Source organism: Bradyrhizobium sp. KBS0727 (assembly GCF_005937885.2).
Classification (GTDB): domain Bacteria; phylum Pseudomonadota; class Alphaproteobacteria; order Rhizobiales; family Xanthobacteraceae; genus Bradyrhizobium.
In genome coordinates this window covers 6262979-6282940 of record NZ_CP042176.1, presented here as the reverse complement: position 1 = coordinate 6282940, position 19962 = coordinate 6262979, and the positions used below count along the sequence as shown (strand labels likewise).

The window sequence follows — 19962 nt, the reverse complement described above, 5'->3', positions numbered from 1 at the left end:
AGGCGGCGCATGTGTGAGTGCCGATGCCAACCCACACAACTTGAAGGCTTTTCTTGACGCTTTCAAGGCCATCTTCAAGGCCATCCCGCGGGCCGGGGCAAGGCCTGACGGGCAAAATCCCCCGTCATTGACGCGCCGCGAAGAATTCGCCTAATAATCCCCGACAATGCCGGCCCCAGGCCGTCCCCTCCATCAGGTCATTTTTCCCATGAAAAAGGTTTACCCCGACGCCAAATCGGCACTCGATGGCGTTCTCAAGGACGGCATGATGATCATGTCGGGCGGTTTCGGTCTGTGCGGCATCGCCGAGACCCTGTCGGACGCGATTCGCGATTCCGGCGTCAAGAACCTGACGGTGATCTCCAACAATGCCGGCGTCGACGGCATCGGCCTCAGCCGGCTGCTGGAGACGCGGCAGATCAAGAAGATGATCTCGTCCTATGTCGGCGAGAACAAGCTGTTCGCGCAGCAATACCTCGCCGGCGAACTGGAACTCGAATTCAATCCGCAGGGCACGCTGGCCGAGCGCATCCGCGCCGGCGGCGCCGGCATCCCGGCCTTCTACACCAAGACCGGCGTCGGCACGCTGATCGCCGAAGGCAAGGAAGTGAAGGAATTCGACGGCGAGAAATACATCATGGAGCGTGGCCTGTTCGCCGACCTCGCGATCGTGCATGCCTGGAAGGGCGACACCGCCGGCAACCTCGTCTATCGCAAGACCGCGCGCAACTTCAACCCGATGATGGCGACGGCGGCCAAGGTGACGGTCGCCGAGGTCGAGCATCTGGTGCCGGCCGGAGAGATCGATCCGGACCACATCCATACGCCCGGCATTTTCGTCCAGCGCATCGTCGACGTCGGCGCCGGCAAGAAGCGCATCGAGTTCCGCAACACCCGCCCGCGCCCCGCGGCTTAAGACAACTCAGCGCATGATCCGGAAAAGTGGGTACCGGTTTTCCGACAAGATCATGCGCAAACGATAGAAGCAGGAGAGCCTCATGGCCTGGACCCGTGAACAGATGGCCGCTCGTGCCGCCAAGGAATTGCGCGACGGTTATTACGTCAATCTCGGCATCGGCATCCCGACGCTGGTCTCGAACTACATCCCCGAGGGCATCGACGTCTCGCTGCAGAGCGAGAACGGCATGCTCGGCATGGGACCGTTCCCGTACGAGGACGAAGTCGACGCCGACCTGATCAACGCCGGCAAGCAGACCGTCAGCGAACTGCCCGACACCAGCTATTTCTCCTCGGCCGACTCCTTCGCCATGGTGCGTGGCGGCCATATCGACCTGTCGATCCTCGGCGCGATGCAGGTGGCGCAGAACGGCGACCTCGCCAACTGGATGATCCCCGGCAAGATGGTCAAGGGTATGGGCGGCGCGATGGATCTGGTCGCCGGCGTCAAGCGCGTCGTCGTGGTGATGGAGCATTCCGCCAAGGACGGCGCCAAGCTCCTGAAGACGTGCAACCTGCCGCTGACCGGCGAGAAGGTCGTCGACATGGTGGTGACGGATCTCGCGGTCTTCACTATCGACAAGCACGGCAAGGACGGCATGGCGCTGATCGAGCTCGCCGACGGCGTCACGCTCGACGAAGTGAAGGCCAAGACCGAAGCCGAGTTTCGGGTGGCGCTGAAGAACGCGTAAGCGAGGCCTCATAGCCTTGGTAGCCCGGATGAGCGCAGCGATATCCGGGACCGATCTTGCGTGAGTCCCGGATATCGCTGCGCTCATCCGGGCTACAAAAATCTCACGCGTCAATCGCGTCCTTGATCCGCTTTCGCGTCAGCGGCAGATCGCGCAGCCGCTTGCCGGTGGCGTCGGCAATCGCGTTGGCGATTGAGGCTGCGGCCGGGCCCTGACCGGTTTCGCCGCTGCCGAGGAACGGCTGGCCGGAGCGGTTGATGATGTGCACGTCGACCTTTTCGGGCACGGCGTCGAAGCGCAGGATCGGATAGGTCTGCCAGTCGATGCTGGTGATGCGCGTATCGTCGAAAGTAACGCTCTCGTACAGCGTCCAGCTCATCGATTGCAGGATCGCGCCTTCGATCTGGTTGGTCAGCCCGTCCGGATTGACGACTTGCCCGCTGTCCACCGCCGCCACCGCGCGCACCAGCCGCGGCCGGCCGCTCTGCCTGTTAATCTCGACCTCGGTGGCGATGGCGCAATAGGCGGCGAGATTCTTGTAGCGGGCAAAGGCAAAGCCGTAGCCGCGGTCCGGCGGCGCCTTCTGGCCCTTCTGCCAGCCGAATTCTTCTGCCGCCTTCTCGATCACGTCGCGACCTCTGGGATCGTCGAGATGTTTCAGCCGGAACTCGACCGGGTCGGCGCCTACAGCGATCGCGAGCTCGTCCATAAAGCTCTCGATCGAGAACACGTTGTGATAGGCGCCGAGCGCGCGCATCGCCGAAATCCGCAGCGGCATCGCCGGGATGAAATGATGCACCACTTTCGCGTTGGGAAATTTGTAGAACGGGATCGCGTTCCGGTCGCCGCCACCTTCCGGCAGCGGCAGTGGTTTCGGGGCCGGCACCGCGAACGGCTGCGCCATGTGCTGGGCCGCCAGCATCGCGCCGGCGCCGCCCGGCCGCATCGAATGGGTGTTGCTCCAGACCTCGAAGTTCCAGTCGACGATGGCGCCGTTGCCGTCGAGCGAGGCTTTCAGCTTGGTCACCATCGCCGGCCCGAACGGCTCCCAGGCGTGTTCCTGCTCGCGCATCCACTGCACCCGAACCGGCACGCCCGGCAGTGCGCGCGCGATCAAGGCGGCATCGGCCGCGGCATCGTCGGCGCCGTTATGGCCGTAACAGCCGGAGCCCTCGACATGGATCAGCCGGACGCTGGCCGGCGGCACCCGCAACATCTCCGCGATGCCGGCGCGATCGGGATAGACGCCTTGCGTATGCGTCCACACCGTCACGGCGTCGTCGATCGATTGCGCCACCGCGCAGGATGGCCCGATCGAGCCGTGGGCCTGATAGGGCCGCGTGTAGCTCGCCTCGATGGTCTTGGTTCCCGTCGCCGACGGATTGGCCTGCGTGTAGATGGTCGTGTCCTGCGACGGCAGGCCGGTAATCACGTTTGGCAGGTCATCCACCTTCGGCAGTCGTGCAGTCTCGCGCCACTTCGCCACGCTTGCGAGCGCGCGCATCGCCTTGACCGCCTGGTATTCCCCGGCGGCCACGACCGCGAGGAAGTTGCCGTCGCGCACGACTTTGACGACGCCGGGCAGCGTTTCGACACTAGCGGAATCCAGCGCGATCAATTCCGCGCCGTAGCTCGGCGGCCGCACCACGCGGGCATGCACCATGCCGGGCAGCCGCATGTCCTGGACATAGGCCGCACCGCCGGTGACTTTGGCGGGAATGTCGACGCGCGGCACCGGCTGTCCCATGATCGAATACGTCGCCGGGTCCTTCAGCTTCGATTTGGCCTGCGCCTGCACATGCAGCATGTCGCCGGCGACCAGTTCGCCGTAACCGAGTTTCCGCCCGTCCGGCGTAATCACCGTGGCGCCTTCGGTCTTCAGCGTCTCGGGCGGCAGTTCGAGCCGCCGCGCCGCTTCCGCGATCAGGAGTTCGCGCACCTGCGCCGCCGCGTTCTGGATCGCGGTGCCGCTGTATTTTGTCGAGTTGCTGCCGGACGTGTAGCCTTCGTTGGCGGTGCGGCGCGTATCGGCGGTGACGACGTTCACCGCCTTGAAGGGAACGCCGAGCTCTTCCGCGGCGATCTGCTGGAACGCGGTTTTGAAACCCTGGCCGAGTTCGGCCTTGCCGGTAAAGGCGGTGATGGTGCCGTCGGCATCGATGCGAATCCAGGCATCGAGATAGGGCGTCTCGGCGAGACTGCCGGGCGGCTTCGGCGCGGGCGGCGCGCCTTGGTCGTCGGCGAATGCTTCACCCAGCGAGAAGCTGACGATCAACGCGCCGCCGCCGGCGAGCACGCTGCGGCGATTGAGCCTGATAGGGCCGTTCATGGCGTGCTCCTCTGCACGGGCGAGGCGTCGGCGGTCTGCATCAGATGGCTGGCGCGGTGCACGGCGCGCAGGATCCGCATATGGGTGCCGCAGCGGCAGAGATTGAGCTGCAGCTCGGCCCTGATCTCGGCGTCGGTCGGCTTCGAATTGCGTTGCAGCAGTGCCTGCGCCCGCATCACCATGCCGGCGATGCAGTAGCCGCACTGCGCCGCCTGTTCCTCGATGAAGGCGCGCTGGATCGGCGCCGGCGTCTCTGATGTGCCGAGGCCTTCCAGGGTGGTGACCTTCTTGCCTTCCAGCAGCAGCAGCGGCGTCACGCAGGACAACACCGCCTTGCCGTCGACGATGACGGTGCAGGCGCCGCATTGGCCGAGCCCGCAGCCGAACTTGGCGGCGTTGAGCTTCAAATCCTCGCGCAGCACATAGAGCAGCGGGGTTTCCGGATCGGCGTCGATCTGATGGTCCTGACCATTGACCTTCAATGTCATCATGGCTGATCTCGCTGCAGCAATACGGTCTGGGTTCGTCTGATATCGCGGACGATGTCGGCGGTGTTGGTCCACGGCGGCGCGTTGCCGAAGCGCGTACGCAGATAATCGAGCAATGCCGCGATCTGGGCGTCGCTCATGCTTTCCGCAAAGCCGGGCATGATCGGGCTGCGCTCACCTGCGGTAGGGCGAATTCCCGACAGCACGATGTTGGCGGCGTTGCGCGCGTCGGGGCTCGTAAGCGCGGTCGAGAGCGCCAGATTGATTCCGCCGAACGGCGGCGCCCGGTCGGTGGCATGGCAGGTCGCGCAGGCCGCGGCATAGATCTGCGCGCCTGATGTGGTGCCGTCGTTGGCCGGTTGCGCCGGGCGGGAATTGGCCTGCGCCAGCACTTCATCGCCGCGGCGCTTGCGCGCTTCCGTCGGCGCGCCGAACACGCCGGCCATGTAGGTCGCGATGGCGCGGACGTCGCTTTCGGGCACTTCGGACAGATTGCTGACGACCTCGGCCATCGGCCCGCGCGCGACGCCGTGATCGGGATGCCAGCCCTGGCGCAGATATCTAAACAGCGCTTCCGCATCCCACGGCACCGGCGCGGATGACTGGCTGTTGATCGCGTAGGCGTGCCAGTTGTCGACGTCGCCGCCGGCGAACGACGCTTGCGTCTTTTCCGCGCCTAGCGCGTTGCGCGGCGTATGACAGGCGCCGCAATGCGCCAGTCCCTCGACCAGATAAGCACCGCGATTCCATTCCGCGCTTTGCGTGCTGTCAGGTTGATAAGTGCCGCGGCGCAGGAACAGCAATTTCCAGCCCGCAACCGCGACACGCTGGTTGAACGGAAACGCCAACTGGTTCTCGCGGGCCGGCGCGCGAACCGGTCGCCGCGTCATCAGGTACGCATAGAGCGCGCGGTCGTCGTCGTCGGAAACACGGGTGAAATGGTCATAGGGAAAGGTCGGATAGAGATGCTGGCCGTCGCGGTTGACGCCAGACTGCATGGCGCGGCGGAACGCGGCCTCCGACCAGCGGCCGATGCCGGTCTCGGCGTCCGGCGTGATGTTGGAGGAATAGATGGTGCCGAACGGCGTCGGCACCGGCAGGCCACCGGCAAAGTCCTTGCCGCCGCGCACGGTGTGGCAGTCGTTGCAATTGCCGATCGCCGCCAGATCGCGGCCGCGTTTGACCAGTGCGCTGTCGAACGATGATGGTGCCGGCGGATCGATCGCCGCAATCGCCGGCCGCCAGACGATCGCGACCGCCGCGATCGCGCCGGCGATCACGGCCGCTGCGGCGATGCTCCCGAGGATCCGCGGCGATGCCATTGGATTTTGCACCTATTCTTGAGCCGCCTTGACGCCCGCGTTGTAGCACGGGCGCCAAGCTGGTTGCTTCACTAAGTCGAAATCAAGCTGCGTGTTCCCGGCGAAAACGGGATCACGAAGCTTCCTTCAGCACGCCCGGCGCGGTGTCGTCGCGCTTGAGTTCCTCGAGGCTGCGATGCCGCGGCTCGATGCCGAGCGCCCAGACCGTAACGATCTGCACCACCAGCAGCCCGATCATCAGCGCCATCACGCCGGCGACGCCGCGGGCCTCGAACAGCATCACCACCAGGAACGGCGTCACGATAGTGGCGCCGCGGCCGAGGGTGTTGACGATTCCCGAAGCGCGCAGGCGGACTTCGGTGGGGAACAGTTCGGGGATGTAGACGCCGAACAGCAGCGCCACCAGCACGTAGATCGGCACCGTCAGCGCAAAGCCTACCGCCGGCAGCAGCATCGGATCGGAGATCATCGGATAGATGATGCCGAGCACGACTGAGATCAGCGAGGCGCCAATGATAGTCGGCTTGCGGCCCCAGCGGTCCGCCGTCAGCGCCCCGATCGCCGAGCCGATCGGCGCGCCCAGCGCCATGATCAGCGAATAGCTGAACGAGGTGGCGATGGTCAGCCCCTGCTTGATGAAGAACACCGGCAGCCAGGTGACGAAACCATAGAGCAACGTGTTGATCGTGATCAGGCAGACCGAGCCCACGATCATCCGCGACAGCAGCGGCGCGGTGAACAGCGTGCCGAGCTCGCTCGAAGCTGGGACCGGGCGCCGGCAGCGGCCGGCCTTGCGCGGCTTCCTTTTCAATCGCCTGCATCAGTGCCTCGGCCTCCGCGGTGCGGCCGACCGCTTCCAGCCAGCGCGGCGATTCCGGCAGCGACTTGCGCAGGTACCAGACAATTAGCGCGCCGATCCCGCCGAGCACGAACATCGCGCGCCAGCCGAATTCGGGCACCACGATCGAGGCCACCAGCAGCGAGATCGGCAGGCCGGTCACGACGCAGACCGCCATCAGCCCGAGCCATTTGCCGCGCGTCTTGGCCGGCACGAATTCGGTCATGGTCGAATAGCCGACCACGTTCTCGGCCCCGAGCCCGAAACCCATCACGAAGCGGCAGGCGATCAGGATCGCCATGCTGGGTGCGAAGGCCGCCGCCAGCGAAGCGAGGCCGAATACCAAGAGATTGAACTGGTAGGTGAAGCGCCGGCCGTGGCGGTCGCCGAGAAAGCCGGTCGCGAACGAGCCCAGCATCATGCCGACGAAGGTCGCCGAAATGAACATGGCGTTCTGCGGCAGCGTCGAGAAGCCGGACTTCAAGGTCACGCCGAGCACGGTGCCGGCCAGATAGATATCGAAGCCGTCGAAGAACATTCCGATGCCGATCAGGAACATGATGCGGCGATGGAACGGGCCGATCGGCAGCCGATCCAGCCGGCTGCCCGCGTTTACCGAAGTCGACATGGTCTCACTCCCCTTACCCTTTGGTTTCGTTGATGCGGCCTCCCGTCTCTTTGGACGGTTCGCCGTGTGCTTTGCCGGCTAGTTCAGACGTCGTTGGGTCGCCGTGTCGCGGTACCAGTCGAACGGCTGGTCATGGGTCGCGACCATCACGCTCTTGGTGTTGAAATGATCGTCAAAACTCTCGGTGCCGCATTCGCGCCCGATGCCTGAGTCGTCGACGCCGCCCCAGGGCGATGCCGGGTCGAGGCGGTGATGGTCGTTGATCCAGACGATGCCGGCCTTGACCGCCGATGCCACGCGATGGGCGCGGCCGACGTCGCGGGTGCGGATCGCGGCCGCGAGGCCAAACGGAGAATCGTTGGCCAGGCGTAATGCGTCGGCTTCGTCCTTGAACGGCGTCACCGAGGTGAAGGGGCCGAACACTTCCTCCTGAAAGATACGCATGTCGGATTTCACGTCGGCAAACACCGTCGGTTCGACGAAATAGCCGTTGTCATGCCCAGCCACTTTTGCGGCTACGCCGCCGGTCACCAGCCGCGCGCCGTCTTCATGGCCGAAGCGCGAATAGGTTAGTACGCGGTCGCGCTGCCGCGCCGAAATTACCGGGCCGAGCTGGGTGTTGGGATCGAAGGGATCGCCGATGCGGATGCTTTGAGTCTTTGCCTTGAGTTTCTCGACGAACTCGTCGTAGATCGAGGCCTGTACGATATGGCGCGAGGCGCAGACGCAGGTCTGGCCGGCGCCGATGAAGGCGCCGAACGCGGCATAATTCACCGCGCGGTCGACGTCGAAATCGTCGAACACCATCACCGGCGTCTTGCCGCCGAGCTCCATGGTCTGGTGCGCGAACACTTTTGCCGCCGCACCGCCGGCGATACGGCCGGCTTCGGTGCCGCCGGTCAACACCAGCTTGTTGATGTCGCCGTGTTCGGCCAGCATCTTGCCGGCGCTCTGGCCGAGGCCGAGCACGATGTTGAAGACGCCGGGCGGAAGGCCTGCCTCGGTGAAGATCTGCGCCAGCTTCAGCGTCGTCAGCGGCGTATATTCCGACGGCTTGACCACGGTGACACACCCGGTCGCAAGCACGGCGGCGAGCGACTTGCACAGGATCATCAGGGGATGATTGAACGGCGTGCAGTTGGCGACGATCCCGATCGGCGTGCGCAGCGTGTAGTTCAAATACGCACCTTCGACCGGAATCACGGAATCGCGGCGCGCCAGCGCGAGCCCTGCGAAATAGCGGAAGAAATCCGGCAGCCGCGACAGCTGCGCGCGGGTTTCGTTGACAGGGCGGCCGTTGTTCAGCGTCTCCAGCCGGTACAGCGTGTCAAGATTGGCCTCAAAGGCGTCGGCGAGGCGATTGACCAGCCGCGCGCGCGACCGCGTGTCCAGGCCGCCCCAGGCCTTGCCTTCGAAGGCGGCGCGCGCGCTTTTCATGGCGCGGTCGATGTCATCAGCGGTCGAGTTCGGAATTCGCGCAATGACGTCGCCGGTGGCGGGATTGCGTACATCCAGCATCTCGCCGGCGCCGGCCTCGACCTCGCGGCCGTCGACGAAATTGCCGTGGATTTCCACGTCGATGGTGGCGGGCTTGGACGGGATGTTCATGCTTCTCTCCCGTCGACGATGACGGCGTTTCGCTTCAGCGCCGGCAGCACGCGTTTTTCGGTTTGGGCGATATGGGCCTTGATGAGTCGGGCGGCGGTGCGCGCCTCGCGCCGCTGCATCGCCTCGATCAGAGCGACGTGCTCGCCGACAAGCTTCGCCGGATCGTGGCCTTTCAGATTGGCGACGCTGACGCGCACCAGCCGGTCGGCCTGTCCGATCAGGTCGCAAAGGGCTGCCGCCATGCGGCGGTTGCCCGAAGCGTGGGCCAGCGCCGAATGAAAGGCGCGGTTGTAGGCGATGAAGTCTTCGTGGTTGCCGGCGAAGCGACGGAATTCGTTCAGCGACTTCAGGACGTCATCGCTGGCATTCTCGATCGCCTCCGCGACGCAGGCCGGCTCCAGCGCCAGGCGGAATCGCAACAGATCGCGCGCATCGGCAAGCGAGATCGGATTGACCCGGTAGCCCTGGCGCGGCTGCACGGTGACGAGATGCTCGCGCTCCAGCCGCAACAGCGCTTCCCGTACCGGCTGGCGGCTGACGGCATAACGCTCGGCGAGATCCTGCTCGCGCATATCATCGCCCGGTGCGAAGTGGCAGGTTAGAATATCAGACCGGAGGCTTTCGTAGACATTGTCGCGTAAAAGCATCAGAATTCCTTCTATGGTATCGACAATCTTGCAGCCGTGAAATATCACGTCAAGGCCTAAAGGCTTGAATTGTTCGGTTTTTGATCTATCAATTCTCGCGTTGGCGCGCCAAAACGGCGTTCCAAAGCGATTTGCCGAAGCGATTTGCCAAAGCGAATTGAGACAGCAGTTGAAAGTGAGACCCGGATGGATCGGCTATTGGCAGGCGGCACCGTCAACGCAGCGCAGTCCGGCGAGGGGCCGCCGCTGTTTTTGTTCCACTCGCTGCTGTCGGACCGCGCCAGTTTCGACGCCATCGTCCCGGAGCTGTCGACCTCGTTTCAGGTGATCGTGCCCGAGCTGCCGGGCTTCGGCCGCTCGCTGGCAGTCGATGGTAGATTGGCTGGGGTCGCTGACCGCATGGCGGAAGCAGTCAAGGATGCCGCCGGCGGCAGGGAGGCGATCGTGCTCGGCAACGGCTATGGCGGCTTCGTCGCGCTGCAAATGGCCATCCGCCATCCCGGAATTGCTGCCAGGTTCGTGCTCGCCGATTGCGGCGCGGCGTTCTCGGAAGCGGGGCGCGAGGCCTTTCGCAACATGGCGGCGGCGTCGAAGGCGAAGGGATTGTCGGCGATTACCGAGGTCGCGATGCGGCGTCTGTTCGCGCCGGAATTTCAGGCCGCGCATCCCGATCTGATGACCGATCGCCGCGAGGCGTTTCTGCGCACCGACCCGGACGTGTTTCGGGCCGCCTGCGACGCGCTGGCGAACCTCGATCTGCGGCCCGAACTCGGCAAGGTGACAGCGCCGGTGCTGGTGCTGGTCGGCCAGCATGACGAGGCGACGCCGCCGCCGATGTCGCGCGAACTGGCGGCCGGCCTGCCGCAGGCGCGTTTCGAGATCGTCCCGGGCTGCGCCCATGTGCCGCAACTCCAGTCGCCGCGGCTGTTCCTCGACGTGATCGGCGATTTCCTGCCGGTGACCAACCCGGCAACCGCCTGAGACGTCGCGCCGGATTGCGCCCTTATGCCGAGAATTTGAGCAGCGGGCCGCGCGTAATCCGTTCGACCTTGGCATACTCCGTGCCTGGAGCCAGTTGCGTTCCGATGGAATCGGAACCGGGCTCCAGATTCCTGATTTGACGCGTTTTCCTGACGCGAACCGGTTTCCACTTCGCGGGAAAACGCTTTAGACTGCCCAAGGCGGAGGTCGTTTGATGCGTGCGATTCTGGACTATTGCGGCGGGGGAAACCGGCGGGCGATGCCGGCGGGCACGCACGTGATCCACGAGGGCGGCAAGACCGGGCATTTGTTCGTGCTGGTCGAGGGCAGGGTGGAAGTCGTCAAGGGCGACAGCGTCGTCGCCGTGATCACCGAGCCCGGCGCGGTATTCGGCGAGATGTCGCTGCTGCTCGATCAGCCGCATTCCGCCACCGTGCGTACGGCCTCCGATTCCGTGATCGTCGAAATCGACGATGCCGCGTCGTTCCTGCGCGACCAGCCGGAGGTGGCGCTGTTGATTGGGCGGCTGATGGCGCAACGGCTTCACGTCGCGACCACCTATCTCGCCGACCTCATGCACCAATATGCCGGCCATGACAGCCATCTTTCGATGGTCGGCGAACTCCTGCAGAGCATGATCAACCTGCCGCCGTCGCAGGTCTCGCCAGGATCGGATTTGCAATCCGACCCAAGGATGTGAGCCAGGCCGGCGGATTCAGGATCGGCTGCGCCGGCCGCTGCAACGGCATCTTGAGGTCGATCCATTGCGCATCGCCGGCCGAGACCCAGAACGCCGTACCCGCATCGAGATCGAGCACAATATAGACCGGCGGCCAACCTGCCTGCAGGCCGGTGTTGAATACCCAGGTGACGCCGAGGCGATCGAACCAGGAGCCGTCGGGAATGAAGGGCGACTGGTGCACATGGCCGGAGATCACCATCGACGGCTGATAGCGCTCGATCCATTGCACCAGTTCGACATCGCCGAAGAAACGCTTGCCGCCCCAGCTCGTCGGTGAATTCGCCGGCGGCGCGTGATGCGCCCAGACCCAGCGCGGCAGCCGTTGCGCGTTGGCGTCGCGAAGCTGGTCCTCGATGCGCTGCTTGACCAACGGCCCGTCCCACCACGGGCACACCGTGAACAGCGTGTCGCCGATAACAACGTTGTCGCCGTCGCAGGCGATGCCGAGTTCGCGGACTTCGCCGACCCAGCGCGAGATTTTTTCGCCCTCCGGGCTGCGATCGTCGAGGTCGTGATTGCCCGAGCAAAGAATGACCTTGGTGATGCCGGCCAACAGCGACAGATATTTCTTCACGACCACGATCTGGGCGCGGAAATCGACGTGCGAGCCGATGTCGAGCGCATCGCCGGCAAGGATGACCAGGTCGAATTCCGGCGCGGCCGCCAGCAGCCAGTCGAATTGCGGCAATGAATAATGCAAGTCGGCGACAACGAGAGCGCGCATAATCGATCAGATCCAAAAATGCCTGCAAAATGGGCGATCCGGCCAGGGATGCATTCAGCAAAGTGGATTCGAGCAAAAATTGTGCCGCGCCGCGCGCGACACATGCTCGCAGCAGCGCAGCGCGGTCAGACGTTTGCGACGGCGTGCGGAAACACCACTTCGATCAGCGTGCCGGAGCGCCCGCCGGTCCTGATCCGGAATTTGGCGCGGTTGGCTTCGACCAGCGCCTTGGTCAGCGACAGGCTGACGCCGCTGTCGGAGGTCTGATCCGATGGTGCCTGGGTCCGGAACGGCTCCAGGGCGGCCGCGACTTCGTTGTCGTTGAGGCCGTGGCCGGTATCGCGGACCCGCAGCATCACCTCGCCGAAATCGGACAATGCAGTCGAGACGATGACCTGGCCGCCGGCATTGGCGAGATGGATCGAATTGCCGATCAGGTTCAGCGCGATCTGGCGCAGCGCGCGTGCGTCGGCCAGCACGGGCGGCAGCGTATGCGCCAGCGAGGTGCGGATGATGATGCGTTCGCGGTTGGCCTGCGGCTGCATCACCGCGACGCAGCTCTCGACCAGCTCGTTGAGGTTCTGGGTGGTGAAGGCGAGATCGAGCTTGCCGGTTTCGATCCGCGACAGATCGAGCAGGTCGTTGATGATCGCGATCACGCGTTCGCCGGAGGCGCGGATGTCCTTCATGTATTCCGCGTAGCGCTCGTTGCCGAGCGCGCCGAACCGCTCGCCGATCATCACTTCGGCAAAGCCGATGATGGCGTTGAGCGGCGTGCGTACCTCGTGGCTGATCCGGGCCAGCACGTCGGCCTTGGCGGTGCCGGCGCGCTCGGCCAGCCGCCGCGCCTCGCGCAATTCGTTTTCGGTTTGCCTTGCCTGCGACAGGTCGCGGAACACGGCGAAGAAATTCGGACCGTCGGGGCGGGTGCGGCCCATCGTCATCGACAGCGGGATGATGCCGCCCTTGCTTTCGCGGCCCAGCACTTCGCGGCCGTGATCGAGCAGGCTGGCGACGCCTGACGATTTGATGCCGGCAAGATAGTCGAACACGGCATGCCGGCTCGCCGGCGCAAACAGGTCGGCCAGATTGCAGCGTGCGAGCGCGTCGCCGTCATGGCCGAACAGCGCTTCGGCGCTGCGGTTGGCCGAATTGATATTGCCCTCGGCGTCGAACATCACGATGCCTTCGGCCGTGGTGTCGAGGATGGCGCCGAGCTCCTCGGCGTCGGCGTGGCCGCCGGGCGAGGGTTGTTCGGCGACCGGCGGTTCGGCAACAAGCGCCTCGACAACAAGCGCCTCAGCGAGCGCGCCTGGCTGAGCCGGGCTTGCGTGGGCGATCGCCGCTGCGACCGCCTCGCCTTCATGGCGCGTGCCGGAGAAGATCAAAGCAAGCGCGGAGTCGCCGTCCCAGGAAATCGTGTAGAGGCGGGCGTCGGCCGCCGCGGGCGGTGCATGTTCGTCCGAAGGCTGGCTTGCGGAAATCGTCACCGGCGTGCCGGTGTCCGACGTCGAGGAGGCGTTCGAGACGCCGGGCTCGACATAGAGCGCGTCGAGGCCGCCGGCATCCTCCAGCGCATGCAGGCTGGGATAACCCATCTGCGTCAGAAAGGCCGAATTGGCATAGAGCAGGCGGTCGAGCCGGTAGATCAGGATGCCGACCGGCAGCAAATCGAGCAGCGGCTTGTCGCGCCTGGTTTCGCCGCGCGCGGGCGGCTCCGATGGCGCCAGCCATTCAGGCGTCGCGGTGGCCGGCGCTTCGCTCGGGCCTTCGTACATCGTCACCAGCGCGGGCTTCTCGACCACGGTTTCGTCGAAGCCGGTGACATCAGGCGTCTCGGCGCCGGTTTCGGTGTCGAGCCGCGCCGACAATTGCCGAGCGAGTTCGTTGAAGGCGCTGTTTTCAACCGGCGTCAACGACGGCGGCCTGGCGTCGCCAGGCGGGCGGAACGGCAAAACGTTCTTCGGCGTCTCCACAGGCGTTTCCGTGAGCGCGTCCGTTTGCGTGTCTGTTTGCGTGTCCTTGGGAGGTTCCACGGGGGTTTCCAAATCGGTTTGGAGTGAAGTCTCTGATGCTATCGGGCCAGGCAATTCTGCAAATGAAGCTGACGCTGCGCCGGTCGGGTCAGACGAATCTTCGCCGTGCCTGTCGTTCGCTGGCGCATCCGCGGCGGGGCCTGCCTGGACGAAATCCGCCGACCAGGGCGGCGGCGGCGCCGCGCCTTCGAACGACGGATGGTCGCGCTCCGCCGCAAGCCGGGTGAGGCCGTCAATATCGCGGCAGACGCCGAAGCCGCGGTAGCCGTAAAAATTCCGCGCGGCATCGAACACCGGCAGGCCCGACAATTCCACCGGCAACCGGCCGCCGCCGTCGACCGGCCAGTTCAGCGTAATGCCGGTCCAGGTCGCGCGGGTGGCGAGCGCCTCGGCCACATGGCCGTCGGGATCGAGGCCGAACGTCTCGGCGATCTCGCGCCACGGCCGGCCGAAACCGGCCGCAGTATGCGGCCCGATCAGGCGGATGAATTCGTCGGTGCCGAGCGTGAAGCGGTCGTCCTGATCCACCTGCCACGTGAAGCGCAGCGGCAGCCGCTGCGGGGCAGGCAACGATTCGTCAAGCGGGGATGGCGCCGGGACGGGCGCGGCGATCGCTTCGGCATCCAGCGGTTCGTCGGCAACGGCTTTGATGTAGGGCGATGGCTCACGCGCATCGGCTTCGATCGCGGGCGTTGCTTCCGATGCAGTTTCGGCGTGCGGTTCGCGCGGCGCGGCTTCGACATGCGGCAGATCGAGTTGCAGCACGCTTTCCAGACCGGGCTCGGGCGGTTCGTTCGCAAGTGTCGGCTCGACAACCGGTGCCGCTGATGGTTCGGCAAAGGCGTCGAACAGCGCAAACTCGGCGGGAGTTTCGGCTGGCTGCGACGGCGACGGTTGCTCGACGTCCGCTGCCGGTTGTGGTGCGAGCAACGGCTCCGCGTGGGCAGCGGCTGGCGGCTCGGACGGTTTGGTTTCGGGCGGCATCGCCGCGACAGTGCGTTCGCGCACGACCGGCGGTGCGCCGGCGGCGATCAGAATGCCGTGGCTGCCGTCGTGAAAATCGATCCGCTGATAACCGCAGGTCGCGAGCATGCCGGGCGCGGCGCCAAAACCCTGCAGCCGCTCCAGCCGGATGGCGTCGCCCGTCGGCACGCGGCCCGCAAGCTGCGCGATCTGCCGGCGATAGCGGTCGGCCGGTCCGAAAATTCGCGTCGCAAGCGCTGCGCCGTCGGCCGCGCCGAACACGCTGGCGCCGGCCGGATTGGCCCACAGGATTCGCGTGCCGTCGGACGACCACACCCAAGCGGGCAGACGGCTGGCCGCGTAGGCCGCCAATCGCGGATCGCCTGATGCCTGCAACTGAAATTCCGCAAAGTTCATCGCAACTATTGGACCGTCCGGCCTTGGAATCGGCCGTCAAAACGACGGCAGCCTCCGGGGATCGTTAGTATCGCAAGCGGGGAGCGGCAGGTCCACGGCCGGGCCGTACCAGGGGAAGCCAAAGCCGGGATAACCTTAACCTCGCCGGCCGCGCGTCGGGCTGAACTCTTGACCGGTCCGTTGGTTGTTGCAAACGGCCGCCAGAGGTCCACGATGGGGATCCTTTGGACTTACGTCATACCGACGAGGCCGTTCAGCGATATCCGGATAATCAGGATTATCCAGAATGTGCAACGCAACAGGAGTGGACCATGAGCGATGATCGTTTCGAGATCCCGAAGGAAATGCGATCGATGGCGGAAGCAAGCTTCGATCAGGCCCGCAAGACGTTCGAGAAATTCGTGGCCTCCGCGCAGGCGACCGCGGGCTCCATCGAGGAGCGCGGCGCCACGGTTCGTGCCGGCGCCAAGGACATCGGCGCCAAGGCGGTCGCCTATGCCGAACAGAACGTGCAGGCCTCGCTCGACTATGCGCAGTCGCTCCTGAAGGCCAAGGATTTGACCGAGGTGATGCGGCTGCACAGCGAATATGTGCAGGGCCAGATGCGGTCGCTGACGCAGCAGGCCAGCGAAATGGGCCAGATCGTCAGCAAGGCCGCGATGGAAGTGGCGAAGCCCAAAACCTGAGCCGGGCTGACCCGACCTGCGCTGCCCGGAGCGGCCATACAACCGTTGGATAGCCGGGCGGGAACCTGCATCCTGCCCGGGTCACATATGCGGCAATGCACCAGAAACTGCGTTGCGTTGCACAAAATTGACATGATATGGGTGTTAGTTAGGCACGCCCGTGGATGGGCGCTTCCGTGAGTTTGTGTACGTACTCCCCTTCGGTATTTCAGGCCGCTTGCCGACCGCCCGCGAGGGAGCAAGTCGTTTAAACCCCATTGTGAAGGATGCATGCCGTGACCAGTTCGACCGACCCGTTCTCCGCTTCCATCATCCCCTTCGAAGTCCCCGAGCAAATGCGCGCGTTCGCCGAAAAGGGCGTTTCGCAGGCCCGCGACAGCTACGCCAAGTTCAAGGATGCCGCCGAGACCCATAACGGCACCATCGAGGCGGTATTCACCTCCGCCAGCAAGGGCGCCAGCGAGTACTCGGCCAAGCTGGTCGAGTTCTTCAAGGCCAACACCTCGTCCTCGCTCGACTTCGCGCAGGAACTGTTCGGCGTGAAGACGCCGGCCGCCGCGCTGGAGCTGTGGACCTCGCACGCCAAGAAGCAGTTCGAGACGCTCGCCGCCCAGGCCAAGGAGCTCACCGAGCTCAGCCAGAAGGTCGCCACCGAGACCGTCGAGCCGATCAAGGCCTCGGCTTCCAAGCTCTACAAGCCGGCCGCCTGATCGTCCCGGTTCGGATTACGGAAAGCCCGGGCGATCGGCCCGGGCTTTTTGCTGTCTTGTTTGCTGTCTTGGGACGATTTTGGCCGGTTTACCCTAGTCTGCACGTGAACGCGGATAGCCTTCGAAACGACCATAATCGGTGGCTCCGCGGCCTTGCCAAAGCGGTGCGTTGCACCTAGTTTCCGCCCAATTCGCGACCCCCTGAAGGGGGCCTCGCAAAGGATGCAGTTGTAGCTCAGTTGGTTAGAGCGCCTGTCTGTGGAACAGGAGGTCGGTGGTTCGAGCCCACCCAACTGTACCACCACACAAAAATCCCCTGTGGTTCCAGTAGCGTATTGATAGACCTGATGTATTTGCCCACGTTAAATACAAAAGAGCGCTACAAATAGCATTCAGGATGGCTGCGTTAGTCCGGTCAAAAAAGAGTGGCGAATACGCCGCACGCAAAAGCATTCCAAAAGATGTGCGAGGGGCTTACGCGCATCTCTACGGTCCAAGCTGGGAGTAGCTGTTCAAGCTCCCTGCGGGCACATCGTTACACGAAGCCAAAACTCGCCATGCCGAATGGTTGGCCGAAGTTGAGACGCGCATTGCCGCTTTGCGAGCAACCGCCAACGGTAAAGGACAGCCTCTCACACGTATCAACGCGATTGCTTTGGCAGGCCGTTGGTACGCTTGGTTCATTGCCAAGCACGAGGGATGACCCGAGAACACCGAAGCATTGGCGAGAGTTGAGTGATCATCTCGCTTACAACATTCTCTACCCCGAGGCTCCCGAAGAGTTCCTTGAGAACTCCAAAGCCGATCTGCATTGGCAGTGGACGAAGGAGCCCCAAATTCGAGAAGCGGTCAGGCCGCAAATCGCAGAGCTGGCCCGTGTGGCAACTTTCCTTGCCAGTGAGGGTCTTGCACTCAACGCAGAAGCCTACGCTCTATTTGTAGATGCGGTTGGCGACAATCTTTCTGTATTGGAGCGGCGCGCAAACGGAGACTACTCCCGTGATGACACTCCTGACAGTTTTCCGCCGTTCACCGATGGTCCCACACGGGGCTCAGGTGTGAGTTGCTGGGAATTGTTTGAGGCTTTCGTCAAAGCAAGGAAGCCTGCGGAAAAAACTGTGCAGCGCTGGAGGGCTGTGTTCCTCGAAATGCAGCGAGAGTTTGCGGAGGTGGGCGCTGAAGGGATCACGTGCCCTCGCCCGCACGATATGCGGTTCACAAGCTCATTATCTCAAGACGCCGCCGGGAAGGCGCGGCGAAGCGAGACAAGGACGTTCAACAAGCAGACGCGCTCCCACGGGTGCTCGCGGATGCGCGCCCGCACGATTTGAAACAGGCGTGGGATGAAGCGCATTCGCGTGGCCCGCGATGGCGGCAGCTGCATTCTGAAGGACTTAGCGAAGTAAACGGCTTCACTCGAGACCTTACACTCAAGACGGTGGGGGCTCTCAGGTCGTCGCTGCCGGGTCTAGACCTGACCTTCAACAATCCACCCGTACGATACGACTTCAGCCGTGATGTAGTGGCCTTCTCAGGCGAAGCCGTTGGCAAAACGGTACCCTGCGCAATAGGGGGCCCGGCATTAGTTTCCCTTAACAGGACTGATCTCCGAGAGGCGATGCGCCAGCATCAAGTGCCAAGCCTACAGGAGAGCCTTTGTGCCTCCGTGTCCCACGTTGAAAAACGTAGTCGCTAATTCATTGATGGAACGTTTAGTGAACAAACGTCATCGATCACAGTAGAACTACAGGAACTTTGGCGATATTCTCTTCCCCCTTCGCAAGAGCGCGGCGCGCAGCGTCCGAAGAAGCGGAGTCTGATTAAGCTCGATTACGAGGACTCACTTTGTTAACCAAGGGAGTATTAGTGATGGTTCAGTCAATAGTAGGACGAGTCTCGAGCGTCATTGATCTAGAGAGCGAAATCGAGGCGGAGCTTCGAAACAGGCCGCCAGTCCACGAGCCGCGGCCGGTCACTTTCGCGCCGCCAGGGGTGCGTGAGCCGACCGGGTCGATGCCGGACTATGTCGAGCACCGCGACGGGGCCACGGAGATCGGCAAGCTGACGGCGGAAGCCATTGTCCGCGAATACGAAGCTGCAGCGAAAGACATCGAGGCGATGGGCGCGGAGCTGATCGAGCGCGTCAAGCAATGCGAGGCGATGACCCGCGATGCGCTCGCCGTGACCCAGGAGATGAAGGAAACCGCAATGCGCTACCGCGAGGAGGCCAAGCGCATCTTCGTTCAGATTGAGGACTGTTCGCAGATGACGGCGGAGGTCCGCAAGACCTGCACCGAACTGAAGGAAAGGATCGCCGTTCCGGCCACAGCCTAATCTAAGTTCGGGCCCGCTTGAACTTTAGTTCCGCGTCTGGGCGAAAGCGTACATCTGCCAAGCAAGACACGGCGCGTGTAAACGCTTGGGAACAGACAGCCGTGATCCGTCGTGGCGGCCTGCTGCACAACCCTGCTTACGGATGATCCTAGCGGGCTCTTTACTGAGCGCCGGCGTGTTGCACGCTAGGATTTCACTACAAATGCGTGCTACAAAAGCAAATCGGTCGCGGCCAAATTCGCTAGGTTTATCAAGGGTAATTTGCTTCCACGGCAGTTCCCACCCAACTGTACCATCCGCGTCGTCCGCCTCATCCCCGTCCCGATCATTACAGCACTGACGCGACGCTTGCGCGGTGGCCTGCGGTGTACCCCTGCTTGCCAAGGCCCAGCCGTTCACCCACAATTCCGCCCAACACTGCCTTGGGGGGATCGATGACTTCTTTCCGGATCAGGAATTTTCATTTTGGATTGATGCTGGCAACGGCGCTCTCGGTTTCGGTGTGGTCCACCGCCGGCCAGGCCTATACGCCCGAGCAGGAGCAAGCCTGCACCGGCGATGCATTCCGGCTCTGCAGTTCGGATATCCCGGACGTTGCGCGGGTGACGGCCTGCATGGCCCGCAACAAGTCCCAGCTCTCGCCGGCCTGCCGCGCGCAGTTCAGGCCGGATCCCGAGCTGAACGCCGCCGCAGACGCCCCCACCACCATCAGGCCTGTGGCGCGGAAGCCGGTCGCCAGCAAGGCGCACAAGCACAAGTCATCGAGCAAGTCATCGACTAAGCCGTCGACCAGGTCGACCAAGCCGGCAAAGCCCGCCGCGAACTGATCGCCGCGCGCCGTTTCAAGTCCCCTTCGTGCG

Annotated in this window: 17 protein-coding genes, 1 tRNA gene and 1 pseudogene; 11 read left to right on the top strand and 8 right to left on the bottom strand. The window is 63.9% G+C overall.

Annotated features, from left to right (window positions below; genetic code table 11):
* Positions 1–208 precede the first annotated feature (208 nt).
* Together FFI89_RS29345 and FFI89_RS29340 are read left to right on the top strand one after the other, a co-directional pair.
* A complete protein-coding gene (locus FFI89_RS29345) occupies positions 209–916 on the top strand; it encodes a CoA transferase subunit A (protein ID WP_138830992.1) in 708 nt (235 codons plus the stop codon).
* A gap of 82 nt (positions 917–998) precedes the next feature.
* Positions 999–1649 carry a 3-oxoacid CoA-transferase subunit B gene (locus tag FFI89_RS29340; RefSeq protein ID WP_138830991.1) on the top strand — a complete coding sequence of 217 codons (651 nt, stop codon included), beginning with the start codon at positions 999–1001 and terminating at the stop codon, positions 1647–1649.
* Between the two features lie 103 nt (positions 1650–1752).
* Here the strand turns inward: FFI89_RS29340 and FFI89_RS29335 are convergent, their stop codons facing one another.
* The 6 genes and pseudogenes from FFI89_RS29335 to FFI89_RS29310 form a co-directional block, all read right to left on the bottom strand.
* Entirely contained in the window at positions 1753–3978 is a 2226-nt protein-coding gene (locus FFI89_RS29335) for a molybdopterin cofactor-binding domain-containing protein (RefSeq protein ID WP_138830990.1), read from the bottom strand.
* Positions 3975–4469, bottom strand: a complete 495-nt coding sequence (locus FFI89_RS29330; protein ID WP_138830989.1) for a (2Fe-2S)-binding protein — start codon at positions 4467–4469, stop codon at positions 3975–3977. Before FFI89_RS29330 ends, FFI89_RS29335 begins: the two co-directional genes overlap by 4 nt.
* Entirely contained in the window at positions 4466–5788 is a 1323-nt protein-coding gene (locus tag FFI89_RS29325) for a cytochrome c (RefSeq protein ID WP_138830988.1), read from the bottom strand. The genes FFI89_RS29330 and FFI89_RS29325 overlap by 4 nt, the downstream gene beginning before the upstream one ends.
* Before the next feature lie 112 nt (positions 5789–5900).
* Positions 5901–7254 (bottom strand): annotated as a pseudogene (locus FFI89_RS29320) (MFS transporter).
* A gap of 78 nt (positions 7255–7332) precedes the next feature.
* Positions 7333–8862, bottom strand: coding sequence for an aldehyde dehydrogenase (locus FFI89_RS29315; protein WP_138830987.1), 1530 nt, complete (start codon positions 8860–8862; stop codon positions 7333–7335).
* Entirely contained in the window at positions 8859–9509 is a 651-nt protein-coding gene (locus tag FFI89_RS29310; protein WP_168213095.1) for a GntR family transcriptional regulator, read from the bottom strand. The genes FFI89_RS29315 and FFI89_RS29310 overlap by 4 nt, the downstream gene beginning before the upstream one ends.
* A gap of 186 nt (positions 9510–9695) precedes the next feature.
* Here FFI89_RS29310 and FFI89_RS29305 point away from each other — a divergent pair, with 186 nt between their 5' ends.
* Together FFI89_RS29305 and FFI89_RS29300 are read left to right on the top strand one after the other, a co-directional pair.
* Positions 9696–10490, top strand: coding sequence for an alpha/beta fold hydrolase (locus FFI89_RS29305; protein ID WP_138830986.1), 795 nt, complete (start codon positions 9696–9698; stop codon positions 10488–10490).
* A gap of 214 nt (positions 10491–10704) precedes the next feature.
* A complete protein-coding gene (locus FFI89_RS29300) occupies positions 10705–11190 on the top strand; it encodes a Crp/Fnr family transcriptional regulator (protein WP_138830985.1) in 486 nt (161 codons plus the stop codon).
* On the opposite strand, the gene FFI89_RS29295 is transcribed toward FFI89_RS29300, so the two are convergent.
* Positions 11129–11956, bottom strand: a complete 828-nt coding sequence (locus tag FFI89_RS29295; protein WP_138830984.1) for a metallophosphoesterase — start codon at positions 11954–11956, stop codon at positions 11129–11131. The two genes, FFI89_RS29300 and FFI89_RS29295, sit on opposite strands and share 62 nt — an antisense overlap.
* Before the next feature lie 125 nt (positions 11957–12081).
* Entirely contained in the window at positions 12082–15372 is a 3291-nt protein-coding gene (locus FFI89_RS29290; protein ID WP_138830983.1) for a histidine kinase dimerization/phospho-acceptor domain-containing protein, read from the bottom strand.
* A gap of 311 nt (positions 15373–15683) precedes the next feature.
* Here FFI89_RS29290 and FFI89_RS29285 point away from each other — a divergent pair, with 311 nt between their 5' ends.
* From FFI89_RS29285 to FFI89_RS29260, 7 genes are all read left to right on the top strand, one after another.
* A complete protein-coding gene (locus FFI89_RS29285; RefSeq protein WP_138830982.1) occupies positions 15684–16058 on the top strand; it encodes a phasin in 375 nt (124 codons plus the stop codon).
* Between the two features lie 275 nt (positions 16059–16333).
* A complete protein-coding gene (locus FFI89_RS29280; RefSeq protein ID WP_138830981.1) occupies positions 16334–16768 on the top strand; it encodes a phasin in 435 nt (144 codons plus the stop codon).
* 224 nt (positions 16769–16992) lie between these two features.
* Positions 16993–17069 (top strand) — tRNA-His (locus FFI89_RS29275).
* 430 nt (positions 17070–17499) lie between these two features.
* A complete protein-coding gene (locus FFI89_RS35095) occupies positions 17500–18099 on the top strand; it encodes a hypothetical protein (protein ID WP_246669584.1) in 600 nt (199 codons plus the stop codon).
* Positions 17994–18464: a hypothetical protein gene (locus tag FFI89_RS29270; RefSeq protein ID WP_246669544.1), complete on the top strand. Its 471-nt coding sequence runs from the start codon at positions 17994–17996 to the stop codon at positions 18462–18464. The genes FFI89_RS35095 and FFI89_RS29270 overlap by 106 nt, the downstream gene beginning before the upstream one ends.
* Before the next feature lie 173 nt (positions 18465–18637).
* Complete coding sequence (locus FFI89_RS29265) at positions 18638–19102, top strand: hypothetical protein (protein WP_138830979.1); 465 nt, start codon at positions 18638–18640, stop codon at positions 19100–19102.
* 434 nt (positions 19103–19536) lie between these two features.
* A complete protein-coding gene (locus FFI89_RS29260; RefSeq protein ID WP_246669293.1) occupies positions 19537–19929 on the top strand; it encodes a hypothetical protein in 393 nt (130 codons plus the stop codon).
* Positions 19930–19962: the final 33 nt, after the last annotated feature.

Excerpts from the sequence above, each read along its gene's own strand:
- FFI89_RS29345 (WP_138830992.1), top strand. The coding sequence starts at position 209 with ATGAAAAAGGTTTACCCCGACGCCAAATCGGCACTCGATGGCGTTCTC.
- FFI89_RS29340 (WP_138830991.1), top strand. The coding sequence starts at position 999 with ATGGCCTGGACCCGTGAACAGATGGCCGCTCGTGCCGCCAAGGAATTG.
- FFI89_RS29335 (WP_138830990.1), bottom strand. The coding sequence starts at position 3,978 with ATGAACGGCCCTATCAGGCTCAATCGCCGCAGCGTGCTCGCCGGCGGC.
- FFI89_RS29330 (WP_138830989.1), bottom strand. The coding sequence starts at position 4,469 with ATGATGACATTGAAGGTCAATGGTCAGGACCATCAGATCGACGCCGAT.
- FFI89_RS29325 (WP_138830988.1), bottom strand. The coding sequence starts at position 5,788 with ATGGCATCGCCGCGGATCCTCGGGAGCATCGCCGCAGCGGCCGTGATC.
- FFI89_RS29315 (WP_138830987.1), bottom strand. The coding sequence starts at position 8,862 with ATGAACATCCCGTCCAAGCCCGCCACCATCGACGTGGAAATCCACGGC.
- FFI89_RS29310 (WP_168213095.1), bottom strand. The coding sequence starts at position 9,509 with ATGCTTTTACGCGACAATGTCTACGAAAGCCTCCGGTCTGATATTCTA.
- FFI89_RS29305 (WP_138830986.1), top strand. The coding sequence starts at position 9,696 with ATGGATCGGCTATTGGCAGGCGGCACCGTCAACGCAGCGCAGTCCGGC.
- FFI89_RS29300 (WP_138830985.1), top strand. The coding sequence starts at position 10,705 with ATGCGTGCGATTCTGGACTATTGCGGCGGGGGAAACCGGCGGGCGATG.
- FFI89_RS29295 (WP_138830984.1), bottom strand. The coding sequence starts at position 11,956 with ATGCGCGCTCTCGTTGTCGCCGACTTGCATTATTCATTGCCGCAATTC.
- FFI89_RS29290 (WP_138830983.1), bottom strand. The coding sequence starts at position 15,372 with ATGAACTTTGCGGAATTTCAGTTGCAGGCATCAGGCGATCCGCGATTG.
- FFI89_RS29285 (WP_138830982.1), top strand. The coding sequence starts at position 15,684 with ATGAGCGATGATCGTTTCGAGATCCCGAAGGAAATGCGATCGATGGCG.
- FFI89_RS29265 (WP_138830979.1), top strand. The coding sequence starts at position 18,638 with ATGGTTCAGTCAATAGTAGGACGAGTCTCGAGCGTCATTGATCTAGAG.
- FFI89_RS29260 (WP_246669293.1), top strand. The coding sequence starts at position 19,537 with ATGACTTCTTTCCGGATCAGGAATTTTCATTTTGGATTGATGCTGGCA.